General features: G+C 56.7%; 15 protein-coding genes. 11 read left to right on the forward strand and 4 right to left on the reverse strand.

From position 1 onward, the window contains the following. The first annotated feature begins 30 nt into the window (after nucleotides 1-30). From FHW04_RS10930 to cmoB, 3 genes are all read left to right on the forward strand, one after another. Nucleotides 31-426 (forward strand): MAPEG family protein, encoded by a 396-nt coding sequence (locus FHW04_RS10930; protein WP_031376661.1) that lies wholly within the window; start codon nucleotides 31-33, stop codon nucleotides 424-426. A gap of 81 nt (nucleotides 427-507) precedes the next feature. After that, nucleotides 508-1,236 carry a carboxy-S-adenosyl-L-methionine synthase CmoA gene (gene cmoA / locus FHW04_RS10935; RefSeq protein WP_031376660.1) on the forward strand — a complete coding sequence of 243 codons (729 nt, stop codon included), beginning with the start codon at nucleotides 508-510 and terminating at the stop codon, nucleotides 1,234-1,236. Continuing rightward, nucleotides 1,233-2,201, forward strand: coding sequence for a tRNA 5-methoxyuridine(34)/uridine 5-oxyacetic acid(34) synthase CmoB (gene cmoB / locus FHW04_RS10940; protein ID WP_031376659.1), 969 nt, complete (start codon nucleotides 1,233-1,235; stop codon nucleotides 2,199-2,201). The genes cmoA and cmoB overlap by 4 nt, the downstream gene beginning before the upstream one ends. 16 nt (nucleotides 2,202-2,217) lie before the next feature. Here the strand turns inward: cmoB and FHW04_RS10945 are convergent, their stop codons facing one another. After that, entirely contained in the window at nucleotides 2,218-2,841 is a 624-nt protein-coding gene (locus FHW04_RS10945; RefSeq protein ID WP_089562024.1) for a LysE family translocator, read from the reverse strand. Nucleotides 2,842-2,978: 137 nt separating this feature from the next. Between FHW04_RS10945 and FHW04_RS10950 the strand changes: the two genes are divergently transcribed. Further along, a complete protein-coding gene (locus FHW04_RS10950; RefSeq protein WP_031376657.1) occupies nucleotides 2,979-4,076 on the forward strand; it encodes a glycerol dehydrogenase in 1,098 nt (365 codons plus the stop codon). A gap of 33 nt (nucleotides 4,077-4,109) precedes the next feature. Here FHW04_RS10950 and FHW04_RS10955 read toward each other — a convergent pair whose 3' ends face one another. Further along, nucleotides 4,110-4,958 carry a hypothetical protein gene (locus tag FHW04_RS10955; protein WP_046288269.1) on the reverse strand — a complete coding sequence of 283 codons (849 nt, stop codon included), beginning with the start codon at nucleotides 4,956-4,958 and terminating at the stop codon, nucleotides 4,110-4,112. Between the two features lie 267 nt (nucleotides 4,959-5,225). Here FHW04_RS10955 and FHW04_RS10960 point away from each other — a divergent pair, with 267 nt between their 5' ends. Together FHW04_RS10960 and FHW04_RS10965 are read left to right on the forward strand one after the other, a co-directional pair. After that, nucleotides 5,226-5,924 carry a DUF421 domain-containing protein gene (locus FHW04_RS10960; protein WP_089562023.1) on the forward strand — a complete coding sequence of 233 codons (699 nt, stop codon included), beginning with the start codon at nucleotides 5,226-5,228 and terminating at the stop codon, nucleotides 5,922-5,924. A 2-nt stretch (nucleotides 5,925-5,926) separates the two neighbouring features. Then, complete coding sequence (locus FHW04_RS10965) at nucleotides 5,927-6,658, forward strand: DUF421 domain-containing protein (RefSeq protein ID WP_089562022.1); 732 nt, start codon at nucleotides 5,927-5,929, stop codon at nucleotides 6,656-6,658. 126 nt (nucleotides 6,659-6,784) lie between these two features. Here FHW04_RS10965 and cutC read toward each other — a convergent pair whose 3' ends face one another. Further along, the gene (gene cutC / locus FHW04_RS10970; protein WP_089562021.1) at nucleotides 6,785-7,537 is read right to left on the reverse strand and encodes a copper homeostasis protein CutC; all 753 of its coding nucleotides are present in this window, start codon (nucleotides 7,535-7,537) and stop codon (nucleotides 6,785-6,787) included. A gap of 85 nt (nucleotides 7,538-7,622) precedes the next feature. Here cutC and FHW04_RS10975 point away from each other — a divergent pair, with 85 nt between their 5' ends. After that, a complete protein-coding gene (locus FHW04_RS10975) occupies nucleotides 7,623-8,768 on the forward strand; it encodes a MalY/PatB family protein (RefSeq protein WP_069728576.1) in 1,146 nt (381 codons plus the stop codon). On the opposite strand, the gene FHW04_RS10980 is transcribed toward FHW04_RS10975, so the two are convergent. Continuing rightward, entirely contained in the window at nucleotides 8,765-9,325 is a 561-nt protein-coding gene (locus FHW04_RS10980) for a VOC family protein (protein WP_046288266.1), read from the reverse strand. The two genes, FHW04_RS10975 and FHW04_RS10980, sit on opposite strands and share 4 nt — an antisense overlap. 314 nt (nucleotides 9,326-9,639) lie before the next feature. Here FHW04_RS10980 and FHW04_RS10985 point away from each other — a divergent pair, with 314 nt between their 5' ends. The 4 genes from FHW04_RS10985 to FHW04_RS11000 all read left to right on the forward strand — a co-directional run bounded on the left by FHW04_RS10985 (nucleotide 9,640) and on the right by FHW04_RS11000 (nucleotide 13,974). Continuing rightward, on the forward strand, nucleotides 9,640-9,762 hold the full coding sequence (locus FHW04_RS10985; protein ID WP_009089698.1) for a hypothetical protein: 123 nt from the start codon (nucleotides 9,640-9,642) through the stop codon (nucleotides 9,760-9,762). 208 nt (nucleotides 9,763-9,970) lie between these two features. Further along, nucleotides 9,971-11,701 (forward strand): arginine--tRNA ligase, encoded by a 1,731-nt coding sequence (argS, locus tag FHW04_RS10990; RefSeq protein WP_031376653.1) that lies wholly within the window; start codon nucleotides 9,971-9,973, stop codon nucleotides 11,699-11,701. A 113-nt stretch (nucleotides 11,702-11,814) separates the two neighbouring features. Next, nucleotides 11,815-12,741, forward strand: coding sequence for a LysR family transcriptional regulator (locus FHW04_RS10995; RefSeq protein ID WP_089562020.1), 927 nt, complete (start codon nucleotides 11,815-11,817; stop codon nucleotides 12,739-12,741). Nucleotides 12,742-12,975: 234 nt separating this feature from the next. After that, nucleotides 12,976-13,974, forward strand: coding sequence for an aldo/keto reductase (locus FHW04_RS11000; protein WP_031376652.1), 999 nt, complete (start codon nucleotides 12,976-12,978; stop codon nucleotides 13,972-13,974). Nucleotides 13,975-13,980: the final 6 nt, after the last annotated feature.

Raw genomic sequence — 13,980 nt, forward strand, 5'->3', positions numbered from 1 at the left:
AGCCGCCTTACTGATGCTGATGGAGTCACAATGGTTAGCGCGTTATACGTGGTGTGGGGTGCGTTGCTGGTCATGAAGTTTACCCTGGATGTGGTGCGTTACCGCCGCTTCTATCGGGTGGCGTATGGCGATGGGGGTTATCATGATTTAAAAATGGCGATACGCATTCACGGCAACGCCATTGAAACCATCCCGCTGGCGCTGCTGTTGCTGGTGATGATGGAGATGAACGGTGCCGATATCTGGATGGTGCACCTCACCGCCCTGCTATTTTTTATCAGCCGCCTGCTGCACGCCTGGGGTCTGCGCCACAGCGCCATGCCGGGCCGCAAATATGGCATGCTGCTGACGCTGTTTTCGTTGTGCGGCATGGTGATTTTTAACCTGATCTACCTGCCATGGGAACTGGTGGTGACGCTACACTGAGTGTTGCCGGGTTAAGGGGTGCAGCCCGCCCTACTTTCTGCCAGAATAGCGCCCTTTCCGTCGTCTCTTCGGATTTTCGATATGTCTGACCGCGATCAACTCTTCTCAGCGCCCATTGCAAAACTGGGCGACTGGACTTTTGACGAGCGCGTAGCTGAAGTCTTTCCCGACATGATTCAGCGCTCGGTGCCGGGCTATTCCAACATCATCTCGATGATTGGCATGCTGGCAGAACGTTTTGTGACGCCCGACAGCCAGGTTTATGACCTCGGCTGCTCGCTCGGCGCGGCCACCCTGTCGGTGCGCCGCAATATTCAGGTGCCCGGTTGCCAGATCATTGCGGTGGATAACTCCCCGGCCATGGTTGAGCGCTGCCGTCGTCACATTGATGCCTTTCGCGCTGACACGCCGGTAACGGTGCTGGAAGCGGATATCCGCGATATTGCGATTGAAAACGCCTCGCTGGTGGTGCTCAACTTCACGCTGCAATTTCTTGAGCCACCGGCGCGGTTAGCGCTGCTGGAGAAAATCTGGCACGGGCTGAAGCCTGGCGGTGCGCTGGTACTGTCAGAGAAATTCAGCTTTGAAGATGCCGAAGTCGGTGAACTGTTGTTTAACATGCACCATGACTTCAAGCGCGCCAATGGCTACAGCGAGCTGGAGATCAGCCAGAAGCGCAGCATGCTGGAAAATGTGATGCTGACCGATAGCGTAGAAGCGCACAAAGCCCGCCTGAAACAGGCCGGTTTCTCGCACGCCGAACTCTGGTTCCAGTGCTTTAACTTTGGTTCTCTGGTGGCATTGAAATGATCGACTTTGGCCGTTTTTATCAACAAATTGCCGTCGGTCCGCTGGCGAAGTGGCTGGAAGTGTTGCCGGCGCAAATCAGCGAATGGCAACGGGAAAACCTGCATGGACACTTCCGCGACTGGTATAAATCGCTGGAATATCTGCCGTTGCTCGAACCGCAGCGGCTTGACCTGTTACACAGCGTCAGTGCTGACCGCGATGACATCAGCGATCGCCACCGTCAGGGCATTGAGAAACTGCTGCGCAATCTGATGCCGTGGCGCAAAGGGCCTTACTCACTCTACGGCACCGAAATCAATACTGAATGGCGCTCCGACTGGAAATGGGATCGCGTATTGCCGCATATCTCCTCGCTGGCGGGCCGGACGGTGCTGGATGTGGGCTGCGGCAGCGGTTACCACATGTGGCGGATGATTGGCGCCGGTGCCCATCTGGTGGTTGGTATCGATCCGATGCAGCTGTTTCTCTGCCAGTTTGAGGCAGTACGTAAGCTGCTGAATGACGATCGCCGCGCCCATCTGTTGCCGCTGGGCATTGAGCAGTTACCGGCGCTGCAGGCGTTCGATACGGTGTTTTCAATGGGCGTGCTCTATCATCGCCGTTCCCCGCTCGACCATCTGCTGCAGCTGAAAAATCAGCTGGTGAGCGGCGGCGAACTGGTGCTGGAAACGCTGGTGATCGAAGGTGATGTGAATCAGGTGCTGGTGCCCGGTGAACGCTATGCGCAGATGCGCAACGTGTTCTTTATTCCGTCGGCCGAGGCGCTGAAAAGCTGGCTGGAGAAGAGCGGTTTTGTCGATGTGCGCATCGTTGATTTCGCCCGCACCACCACCGAAGAGCAGCGTCGTACCGACTGGATGACCAGCGAATCGCTGGCCGAGTTCCTCGATCCTGACGACGCCAGCAAAACGGTCGAGGGTTATCCTGCCCCGCTGCGCGCGGTGCTGGTTGCCACCAAACCTTAAAATCCTTCCCTGAAGCTTAGCGGCGGGACAAAGCCAGTTTCGCCGCGAAGCCAATGAACACACAGCCGGTCAGGCGATCCATCACTTTCAGCACCCGTGGCTGGCGCAGATGGCGGGCGAAATAGTGGCTGCCACCAATCAGCACCGCATTCCACACCAGTCCCAGCAGCATGTGCGTCAGCGCCATCAGGCTACACCACAGCGCCACCGATGCCCCGGCCGGAATAAACTGCGGCAGAAAACTGACATAAAAGATCCCCACTTTTGGATTCAGCAGGTTGCCCAGCAAACCGCGGCTGAAGCAGGCAAGATAGCCCTGTTGCAGCAGCGGTTGCCCGCTCTGAATCATTGGCTGCTGGCGCGGTTTCAGCAGCAGTTTCAGTCCCAGGTAGAGTAACCACGCCGCGCCCAGCCACTTCAGCAGGTTGTAGGCCATTTCAGACGCCAGCAGCAGCGCGCCTAATCCTAATCCCACCGCGACGCCCCACACCAGACAACCGAGCGTCACGCCCAGCGCCGTTACGCTGGCGCGCTTCGCGCCCTGGGCCACCGCCGAGCGCAACACCAGCGCGGTATCAAAGCCCGGCGTCAGGGTCAGAACAGTAATCGCAAACAGAAAAGAAAACAGCGTGGTGCTCATCAGGATCTCCTGGAAGATGGCGGGCTGGCCGTAGCTTAACAGGGTTCCGGCGACATCTCATTGGTGATTCCCCCGCCCGTTTGCCGACTTTGTGCCAGGCTAACAGCGGTTTATCTTCATATTAAGGAGTTGTGATTATGAGTAAATTTATCTTCTCTTCACCCCGCAAATATGTGCAGGGCGCTGGCGTACTGGATGAGCTGGGGCCTTACATCGCCGAACTGGGTGACAACGCTTTCCTGGTGGCGGATGAAATCGTCTGGAAACTGATTGGCGAGCGCACGCAGCAGGCACTGCAAAAGGCGGGCGTTAATTTTAACTGGCAGCAGTTTAATGGCGAAGCCTCCAGTAATGAGATTACCCGACTGAGCCAGCTGGCGAAAAACCAGGGCTGTAATGTGGTGGTCGGGCTGGGCGGCGGTAAAACGCTGGATACGGTGAAGGCGGTGGCTGATGAGCTGAAGCAGCCGGTGGCGATCGTGCCAACTATTGCCTCAACGGATGCACCCTGCAGCGCGCTGTCGGTGATCTACACCGACAGCGGCGTGTTTGAGAGCTACCGGTTCTACAGTAAAAACCCAGACCTGGTGCTGGTGGATACCGCGGTGTGCGCCAGCGCGCCGGCGCGGCTGTTTGCATCCGGTATCGCCGATGGCCTGGCAACCTGGGTCGAGGCGCAGGCGGTGGCCCGTTCGCACGCCAAATCGATGGTGAACGGTGATCCTACCCTCGCCGGTCTGGCGATTGCCCGCGCCTGTGAAGAGACGCTACTGACCTGGGGCTACAGCGCCTTCGTGGCGGTAAGCGAAAAACGGGTAACGCCAGCGGTCGAGGCAGTGGTTGAGGCAAACACCCTGCTCTCTGGTCTGGGCTTCGAAAATGGCGGCCTGGCGGCGGCTCATGCCATCCACAATGGCTTTACCGCGATTGATGGCGATATCCATCACCTGACGCACGGTGAAAAAGTCGCTTACGGTACGCTGACCCAGATGGTGCTGGAGCGGCGTCCGGACGATGAGATTGCGCGCTACATTCGTTTCTATCGCGCCATCAACATGCCGACCACGCTGAAGGAGTTGCATCTGGAGAATGAGAGCTGGGAAAATCTGGTCAAAATAGGGGCGCTAGCCAACAGCGAGGGGGATACGCTGAAGAACCTGAACCCGAACCTGTCGCCGGAAGATATTGCCCACGCGCTGCTGGCGCTGGATGCGTTCAGTAAGACGGTGGAATAACGCCTCGCGGGCGATGGATAGTGCGATCGCCCGCTACTCTTCTGCCGCAGGCTGGCCCCAGTACTCATATTTATAGGCGGAGCTGAGATGACGTTCGATGGTGCCGCGGGTAAACACTTCGGTTTCGTGCAGGTAGCTCAGGGTACAATTCCCGACCTGATCCCACGACTGACACTCATCGACGGTGCGGATGGTACTCAGCGGCGTGGTCGCGGTGCCGTTCAGGCGCAGTTCCCGCCACTGGTTATCGTAGGTGTAGCTATCGGTGCTGCGGGTTGAGGTGGTGCGGGTCACCAGCCCCTGCGGATTCCAGCGGTAGTGATACTCTCCGTTGGTCAGCTGATCGCTGCCACGCGCCACGCTTTTTTGCAGCCGGAACTGCGGATCGTAACGATAGGTGGTGTCCGTAAAGCCACTGGTGCCCATGCTGGTAAATTTATCCGAGGCGCTGGTGATGTTGCCGTTTTTCCCCTTCTGCCAGTTGATCGTCCCCTGCCGGTTATCGACCACCACCTCTTTTCCCTCTTTCAGCACCTTCACCAGATAGGCATACTCCGCCACCCAGCCACCCTGCACCCGGGCGATGTGCTGCTCCATACTGAGGATCACGTTGCGTTCATTCTTGTCGTAAGTGACATCGGCCACCAGCAGATCGCCGCAGGCATCGAACTGACCCAGCACGCGCTTTTGCGAATTCACATCTTTGCCAAATTCTCCGGCAATCACCTGCTTAACGGCACCCTTTGCGCTGCCGCCCAGCAGGATCCAGTTATTACTGCTGGCAATAGCACCACTGTGCGGGCCGCACTGACTGGCCGCAACCAGCGGAGTGCTCAGACCAGCCAGTAACAGGCTTACAGCAACAATCGGTTCGCATTTCATAAGGTAAGTTCCAGACAACGTTGGGTTAAGTGTAAACGCTGCGGCGGCGAATGGCGGCCTAAGGCAAAAATTTCAGTTGGCCGCCCGCGCCGGTTATTTCGCTGTGAAGCAGTTTCTGCTGTGGGTGCAGAACGCTGAAGACACCGGGCTTTTTGAGGCTTAAGCCAGACGGCACAAGGGCTGCAGGCCGGTTGACCGTGCGGCAGAATAGATTTCACACGATATACTTTTTCACTCTGCTATTCGTCAATAGGGGTACGGTGAGTCATGAAGCAGGATGAAATCGTGTTGTCCGATATTGCACGTCTGGTTTTTGGTCAGAATCCTCCCACGTTTCTGCTGGAGGTGATTGGGCGCGCAGTGATCTGCTTTGTCCTGATTATTATCGCATTGCGTCTGCTGGGTCGTCGCGTCGCCTCGCAATATACGCTGTTCGAACTGTCAGCGGTGGTCACTCTGGCGGGGACCATGGGCGTCCCGTTGCTGGATGACAAGCGCGGGCTGTTGCCGCCATTGGTGATCATTGCCAGCCTGCTGGCGTTGCAGCATCTTGCCGGCCATCTCAGCATGCGCTCCCGCCGGTTCGATCGTCTGCTGGCGGGTAGCGAACGGGTGGTGCTGGATGAAGGTCGACTGAAGCTGGAGACGCTGCGCGCCACCGTGCTGTCGCGCGAAAAACTGTTCTCACTGCTGCGCGGTCGTGGCGTTCAGCATCTGGGGCAACTCAGCCGGGTATACATTGAGCCTTCCGGTGCATTAACCCTGGCGTGGAGCGATACCCCGCGTCCCGGTCTGGCGATTGCGCCCCGCGGCGATGACGCCCTGATTGCGGCGATGGAAACCGATGAGCATCAGGTCTGCTTTTCCTGCGGTAACCTGGCGGACCGCAATACGCCCGCCGATAGCGCCTGCCACTGTTGCCACGCGCACCACTGGCTCCCCGCCTCAACCTCGCTGGAGGACTAACAATGCGTGACCTTATGCACCGCTGGCTAATCGGTGAAGCGCCCTGGACCTTTGCCGGTGAGGTGCTGCTGCGTTTTTTGTTCATCTATCTGGTTTTACTGCTGGTGCTGCGGCTGATGGGCCGTCGCTTTGCCGGTCAGTTAAGCATTATCGATCTGGCGATAATGATCATGTTGGGTGCCGCGATTGGTGCGCCCTTGCAGACGCCTGAAAAGGGCATTCTGACCACCATCGTGTTGCTGATTACGCTGCTTGGCTGTTTTCGCCTGCTCTCCTGGAGCACCTTTTTCTCGCATCGGCTCGAAGTGCTGACCCAGGGCGATGCCACGTTGCTGGTGATGGATGGACGACTGGCGCTGGAGCATCTGCACCACGCTGAATTTTCGCGCGATCGGGCATTCTCGGAACTGCGTTCAATGGGCGTTCAGCATTTGGGTGAGGTCCGGCGCGCCTGGCTGGAACCGTCTGGCCGGGTCAGCCTGTTGCTCTATCAACAGCCGCGTAGCGGACTGTGGCTGCTGCCTGAACAGAATGAGACCTTCAACCAGCATATAGCGGTGGATGGCTGTTTCGCCTGTGGTCACTGCGGTTACGTGGTGCAGAGTGAGCAGCAGCCTGACCAGCAGTGTGACTACTGCGGCCAGCGGGCGTGGCGTCAGGCCGTGAAGCGGCTCGGGGTGGAGAAAATCTACCACCCGCATCAGAAGGAGCATCCGCGCGAAGCCGGTGAATAGAAGCCGGTGAATAAAGGAAAAAAGAGGAACTGCAGGCAAAAAGAACCCCAGCAAGCATACTGGGGTTTGGTACTTGCAAACATCACGTCAATGATCGGCGTGCTGCGCGGCAAAATCGGAAGTGATTCAGGCCACCCGGACGGTGCTCATCTGCATCACGCTTTTCATCGCCTCCACCACATCGCCATCAACGCAATAGCGGCTGAACTCATCGGTTTCGGCTTCAGAACACATGGAAACACCCGCTTTGCGGTAGCGCATCGGCGAAGCGATCAATCGGCTTGCCGAGCTATGGACTTCACGTATTCCCATGTCGAGGAACTTTTGCAGGTTACTCAGACGAACACCGGCACCTGCCATAATGATAGGACCCGTGCTCACTTCATTAAGTTCCTTCAGCAGTGCAATTCCATTCTCCGCGCTCTGCTGCTGCCCTGAAGTCAGAATGCGGGCTACGCCAAGATCGGTCAACTCCTCCAGCGTGCGTTTCGGACTATGGCAGAGGTCGAAGGCTCGGTGGAAGGTCACCGCCAGGCCATCGCACAGCGCCATGATTTGCCGCATCTGCCCACGATGGACGTGCGCATCTTCGTCGAGCATGCCGAGCACCAGGCCCGGAAAGCCGAGTTCGCGAATCAGGGCTACGTCAGATTTCATCGCCTCGAATTCACGTGCGGTATAGCAAAAGTCGCCGCCGCGCGGCCGGACGATGGGATGAACCGGAATTGAAACTTCACGCCGGGCAGCATTCAGCATGCCGGCGGACGGGGTTAAGCCCCCTTCACGTGGCGCGGCACAGAGTTCAACCCGATCGGCGCCGGCCTGCTGCGCGGTCACTGCGCAATCCACGCCATAGCAGCAAATTTCCAGTGTGGTCATTCTCTTCTCCTTTACATGACTCTGGTTCAAGGCAGATTCATCAGTTAGTCTGGCTGCTGGAATGAGTTTACCGGGAAAGTTAACTATGGCATTCAATTTCGACCAACGGATAGACCGTCGTCACAGCGATAGCCTTAAATGGAACAAATATGCGGACCAGGACATTCTGCCGTTGTGGGTGGCAGATACCGATTTTCGATCGCCTGATTGTGTCATCGAAGCGATAAAAGCCCGTGCCGAACATGGCATTTTTGGTTATGGCGATAAGCCCACTGGTTTTATCGACAGCGCCGTGGAGTGGCTGGCCTCGCGCTATAACTGGCACGTTAATCCCGAGTGGATTGTGGTACTGCCGGGCGTGGTGTGCGGGTTAAATCTGGCAGTACGGGCATTCACCGCGCCGGATCAACTGACCATCGCCCCCACGCCAATCTATCCGCCCTTCCGTAGCGCGGCAAAACTGGCGGAGCGCGGGCAACTGAATCTGCCGCTGAGCCTGCAACAGGGACGCTGGCTGCTGGATCTGGCGGCGGCCGACGGTCAGATGACCGGTAAAGAGCGGCTGCTGATGCTGTGTAACCCACAGAATCCGGGCGGAACGGTCTACCGCCATGACGAACTGCAGGCGCAGCTGGAATTTGCCCGGCAGCATGACCTGATTGTCTGTTCCGATGAAATCCACAGTGATTTGCTGCTGGAGCCCGGCGTACAGCATATTCCGTTTGCCAGCCTGAGCGAAGAGGCCGCCCAGCGCTCTGTTACGCTGATGTCGCCATCCAAGAGCTTTAACATCGCCGGTCTGGGTGCCTCGATGGCGATCATCCCCAACGCTGAACTGCGCGCCCGCTTTAATAAGATGAGACGGGGCATTGTGCCCGATGTCGATATTCTGGCCTTAGCGGCGGCAGAAGCCGCCTGGCGCGACGGCAGCGCCTGGCTCAGCGCGCAGAATGCCTACCTGCGCAGCAACCGTGACTGGCTGGTGTCGCAGGTCAACAAGCTGCCCGGCTTATCCCTGATCGCACCGGAGGCGAGCTACCTCGCCTGGATCGATGCGCGCGGTCTCGGGGTAGCCAGTCCGGCGCTCTACTTTGAAAAACATGGGCTGGGACTGTCAGCAGGACGCGAATTTGGCAATGACCAGTTTGTCCGTCTTAACTTTGGCTGTACCCGCGCCCTGCTGGATGAAGCGGTCGCCCGACTGCAGCGCGCCGTTGCCGCCCGGCCTTAATCCTGCTCGCTGGCGACAATCTCTTCCAGTCGCCATGGATGAAATTTAATCGTTGTCTGCCCATCCGTCACCGCCAGGGTCGGATTGGGCAGACGCTCATTTTCGCCCTGTGGCGAGCTGGTCTTGAACGAAATCCCCGGCTGCGTCAGCGCCTCATCCGATAATAACGCCATGGCACGCACGCCCAGCGTCTGATGATCGCCGCGCAACACCACCTCGACATGCTCCCATCCCTCATGACGGTAACGCTTCTCGCCCGGCCACGGCAGTTCGACCACATCCAGCGCCCAGCCCGCCACCTGCAACGGTTGATGCAGTTTAAACAGGCAAATTGGCCGGCCATTAATCATCGCCTGAGAAAACTGGGTACCAATCTGCTGCAGCCCTTGCTGCCAGCGCACTGCGGTCGCGTCCTGATGACAACGCACTGCAATGTGATCGGCTTCAAGATCGTTAAGGCATAAACCCAGTCGCTGGGCAAAATTTTGCAACGATTCTTCAAAACGTTGCAAATCTGTCTTTAAATCGTCCAATTCAGCGGGAAAAGGTCTGGTCACAACGGTAAATCCTCTCGATTTGTTTAATCTTTTTTAACATTAGAACCTGTTGCCTGCTCTGCCCTGAGCGCCACAAAATGATCAGATTCATCTTATTTAGCCCATTATTTCCGGCAAAAGCGTATAAGAACAGCTTTCAATTCGGATTAATCCCCTCTTTAGGTCCATGAGTTAATTGATGAAAGTGACCTAAACATATGATTTTAATCACCTTCTTTAATACAATAAGATAACTCTTATTTGACAGTGAAACAATTGCAGCCACCCCCTGTTTCTTATAAATTTGACCTAACACAACCAAAAGGAATGGCTCTATGTCTATGCTCATCGTTGTCGCTGTCCTGATCGCACTGATGGGATTTGCAATTTCCCGCCATTGGAAGGTGCGTGAAGATAAAAGCGTCAAGAACCCTCGCCGTCACCTGCGACGTCGTTAACGCCACAGGGAAACATCTTCGGCTCTGTTTCCCCGCTTCATCCAACTGCTGACGCCCACTGACATTTCACGTATACTTTTCCCCTCATTTTTTTCCATTTTGTCTGCGCCCTCCACTGCTGTCGCGCCATTGCGCAGTGCTGCCAGGCAAGATGATGACGGCTCGGATCCAGTGATTCGGGCGTTGTTCAGCACATGAAGGTAACCCGGTGAATATTCAGTCTCTTCTTTCCGCAAAAGTCAGTCAGGCAATGGTTTTAGCCGGCGCTCCCGCCGATTGCGAACCGCAGGTTCGTCAGTCCGCCAGGGTCCAGTTTGGTGATTATCAGGCCAACGGTATTATGGCCGTGGCGAAAAAGCTGGGGCAAGCACCGCGACAATTAGCGGAAGCAGTGATCCAGCATCTCGACCTGACCGGCATCGCCAGTAAAGTTGAAATTGCCGGACCGGGCTTCATTAACATTTTCCTCGATCACCAGTGGCTGGCGACCCATGCGCGTGAAGCGCTGAGCCTGCCGCGCCTCGGTGTACAGCAGGTTGAACCGCAGACCATCGTGGTCGATTACTCTGCACCCAACGTGGCCAAAGAGATGCACGTCGGCCACGTGCGCTCCACCATTATTGGCGATGCCGCGGTCCGGACGCTGGAGTTTCTCGGCCATCGGGTGATTCGCGCCAACCACGTCGGCGACTGGGGCACACAGTTTGGTATGCTGATCGCCTTCCTTGAGAAGCAGCAGAACGAGCATCACGCTGAAATGGCGCTGGCCGATCTGGAAGCGTTCTACCGCGAAGCCAAGCGTACCTACGATGAAGACCCGGCGTTTGCCGAGCGCGCACGCAGCTACGTGGTCAAACTGCAGGGCGGCGACGAATATTGCCGTCAGATGTGGAAAAAGCTGGTCGACATCACCATGAGTCAGAACCAGAAAATTTATGACCGCATGAATGTCACCCTGACGCGTAAAGATGTGATGGGTGAAAGCCTCTACAACGATATGCTGCCAGGCATTGTCGCTGACCTGAAGCAAAAAGGGTTAGCGGTAGAAAGTGAAGGCGCTACCGTGGTGTTCCTGGATGAGTTCCAGAACAAAGAAGGCGAACCGATGGGCGTGATCATCCAGAAAAAGGATGGCGGCTATCTCTATACCACCACCGACATCGCCTGTGCCAAATACCGCTATGAAACCCTGAAAGCCGATCGGGTGCTCTACTACATCGATTCACGTCAGCATCAGCATCTGATGCAGGCCTGGACCATCGTGCGCAAAGCCGGTTATGTTCCGGAGTCAGTACCGCTGGAGCACCACGCCTTCGGCATGATGCTGGGCAAAGATGGTCGTCCTTTCAAAACCCGCAGCGGCGGCACCATCAAGCTGGCCGATCTGCTTGATGAAGCCTATCAGCGCGCCTATAACCTGGTTCGTGAAAAGAACCCGGAGATGAGTGAAGAGGAAGTGAAAACGCTGGCGGAAGTCGTCGGCATCAGTGCCGTGAAGTACGCTGACCTGTCAAAAAGCCGCACCACCGATTACATCTTTGACTGGGATAACATGCTGGCATTTGAAGGCAATACCGCGCCTTACATGCAGTACGCTTACACCCGTGTGCTGTCGGTATTCCGTAAAGCGGGCATTGATGCCGCAGCGCTGGACGCAGAGATTGTGATCAGCGAAGAGCGTGAAGCGCAACTGGCAACCCGCCTGTTGCAGTTCGAAGAGGTGATCACCCAGGTTGCGCGTGACGGCACGCCACACGTGATGTGCGCCTATCTGTACGATCTGGCGGGTCTGTTCTCCGGTTTCTACGAGCACTGCCCGATCCTGACCGCCGAATCGGACGCTACCCGCCTGAGCCGACTGCAGCTGGCGGCGCTGACCGCGAAGACGCTGAAACAGGGTCTGGATACGCTGGGTATCGATACCGTCGAACGCATGTAAACCGCCTGCGGCGCTGCGGCAGACGATAACCGTTGCCTCAGCGCCGTGCGCCAGCCTGACAGCGTCCTTTCCCGGCGATTCAGGACGCTGCCGCCGATCGGCAGGATGACGCAATGAGTATGCCCGCGCACCTTATCAACACCCATCTCCCCAGCATTAAGCAACTGCAATGTTTCCTCGCGGTGGCCCATGAACTTAACTTTCGCCGGGCGGCAGAACGCCTGCGGATGACCCAGCCGCCATTAACCCGGCAGATCCAGTGTCTCGAAGCGGTGCTGGAACAACAGTTATTTCACCGAACCACCCACGATGTCAGCCTGACCGATGCCGGACGTAACCTTATGGTGAAGGCTGACGCTATCCTCAGACAACTCAGCGAACTGAAAACCGAGGCCGCCATGACGCCGGGCCGTTTACGCATTGGCCTGACGCGGACGCTTAATTTCGACTTTATCGAGGCAGTCAGGGCTCAGCTCAGCCAACTGAAGATTGAGGATGAGATCGAAACGCCCGATCTGAGCTCGGCGCAACTGCTGCAGTGCCTGGCAAAAAACCGGCTGGATCTGATTATCACCGGCGAGAAAGGGCCGGATGCAGACCAGTCGGCAAACTATGGGTGGATCTGTCGCGAACCGCTGCGGGTGGCGCTGCCAGCGCTGCACCCGGCCAGCCTGCAATCACAGGTTGCGCTGGACGATCTGGCTGACCTGCCGCTATTCTGGTTCCCGCGTAGTGCCAATCCGCTGTTTTACGATAAGTGTGAACGCTACTTTTCGCAGTTGCGGGTCACGTTGAAACGGGTCAAAGAGCCTGACGATTCGCTGGTGATGCTGTCACACATCGCCCGGGGCAAAGGCTTCGCGTTGCTGCCCCAGTCAAAATGCACCTTCAATCAGCAAGGCCTCTGTTATCGGGAACTGACCGATTCTGCCGCCCAGCAGTTAAATATCGATCTGTATGCAGTAATCCGCGCGGATGAAACGCGCCAGGCCGTGCGGGACGCCCAGGCCTTATTGTGTCGCCCGCTGCAACCGGAATAAGTCATCGCTGGCTGCCATAAAGCATCACTGCGGCCGATAAACCTGGCCAGAATGATGCCGCTTTCGCTTACTTTTCAAACTATTACGCCACGTAAATCTGCCCTGCTACGCAATCAATCCCACCTGTCCCTAACGCTGTTGCCAGCTGGATGATACCTTTACTGAATAACCAAAATGCGAATTCATTAACGGAAAGCGCGGTGGAATAATCGGGTCAACTTATCAGGAGGCATGATGAAAACCCGAACTCTCACGCAGGATTTGAACGTCAGTGCAATTGGCTATGGTGCAATGGGACTGAGTGAATTTTATGGCAAGACCGACGACAGCAGCGCGCTGCAACTGCTTAATTCTCTCATCGATCTGGATATCAATTTTATCGACACCGCAGACCTGTATGGCCGCGGCCACAATGAGCAGCTAATCGGCGAGTTTCTTGCCCGGCTGGATACGCGCAGCCGGCAGCAGATAAAGGTCGCCACCAAATGCGGTATTGAGCGTGCTGCCGATCAGGCCTATGCCCGCGTCATCAATAATCAGCCCGATTACCTCATTCAGTGCTGCAACGCTTCGCTGAAAAGGCTGGGCGTCGAGCAGATCGATCTGTTTTACCTTCATCGCGTCAGCGAGTCCACGCCCATTGAGCACAGCATGGACTGTCTCAGCCAGCTGGTTAAGCAAGGGAAGATTCGACATGTCGGTCTGTGTGAAGTGTCAGCAGCCACCCTACAGCGAGCACATGCGGTTCATCCGGTCGCCGTGTTGCAGACAGAATATTCTTTATGGACCCGGGATATTGAAGCGGAGATCCTGCCGATGGTGAAAAAACTCGACATCGGACTGGTGCCCTACTCTCCGCTCGGCCGCGGTTTTCTGACCGGCAAATACCTTAACAACAGCGACTTTGCCGCAGACGACTTCCGTAAAAATAATGACCGCTTCCAGCAGGCCAGCCTCGATCATAACGCGCAGTTGCTGGAGGTTGTGCGGCCGCTAAGCCAGAAGTATCAATGTACGGTGGGTCAGATTGCGCTGGCGTGGCTGCTGGCGCAGTATCAAAGAATTGTGCCGATTCCTGGCACCAAACGGCTGGCTTATCTGACGGAAAATGCGCAGGCCAGTGAAGTGGTACTGGAGGCGGCTGATGTCGCGTTACTGAACCAGATTCATCAGCAGGTGGAGATTAAAGGCGGCAGGTATTCGGCCGAAGGGATGAAAGGCGTCAATGCCTGATACGCC

The sequence above is a fragment of the Pantoea sp. AN62 genome (assembly GCF_050432985.1).
Classification (GTDB): Bacteria; Pseudomonadota; Gammaproteobacteria; order Enterobacterales; family Enterobacteriaceae; genus Pantoea; species Pantoea brenneri.

Coding starts and splice junctions, on each gene's coding strand:
- FHW04_RS11000 (WP_031376652.1), top strand. CDS start 12,976: ATGAAAACCCGAACTCTCACGCAGGATTTGAACGTCAGTGCAATTGGC.
- cmoB (WP_031376659.1), top strand. CDS start 1,233: ATGATCGACTTTGGCCGTTTTTATCAACAAATTGCCGTCGGTCCGCTG.
- FHW04_RS10950 (WP_031376657.1), top strand. CDS start 2,979: ATGAGTAAATTTATCTTCTCTTCACCCCGCAAATATGTGCAGGGCGCT.
- FHW04_RS10995 (WP_089562020.1), top strand. CDS start 11,815: ATGAGTATGCCCGCGCACCTTATCAACACCCATCTCCCCAGCATTAAG.
- FHW04_RS10960 (WP_089562023.1), top strand. CDS start 5,226: ATGAAGCAGGATGAAATCGTGTTGTCCGATATTGCACGTCTGGTTTTT.
- cmoA (WP_031376660.1), top strand. CDS start 508: ATGTCTGACCGCGATCAACTCTTCTCAGCGCCCATTGCAAAACTGGGC.
- FHW04_RS10985 (WP_009089698.1), top strand. CDS start 9,640: ATGTCTATGCTCATCGTTGTCGCTGTCCTGATCGCACTGATGGGATTT.
- cutC (WP_089562021.1), bottom strand. CDS start 7,537: ATGACCACACTGGAAATTTGCTGCTATGGCGTGGATTGCGCAGTGACC.
- FHW04_RS10955 (WP_046288269.1), bottom strand. CDS start 4,958: ATGAAATGCGAACCGATTGTTGCTGTAAGCCTGTTACTGGCTGGTCTG.
- FHW04_RS10975 (WP_069728576.1), top strand. CDS start 7,623: ATGGCATTCAATTTCGACCAACGGATAGACCGTCGTCACAGCGATAGC.
- FHW04_RS10930 (WP_031376661.1), top strand. CDS start 31: ATGGTTAGCGCGTTATACGTGGTGTGGGGTGCGTTGCTGGTCATGAAG.
- FHW04_RS10965 (WP_089562022.1), top strand. CDS start 5,927: ATGCGTGACCTTATGCACCGCTGGCTAATCGGTGAAGCGCCCTGGACC.
- FHW04_RS10945 (WP_089562024.1), bottom strand. CDS start 2,841: ATGAGCACCACGCTGTTTTCTTTTCTGTTTGCGATTACTGTTCTGACC.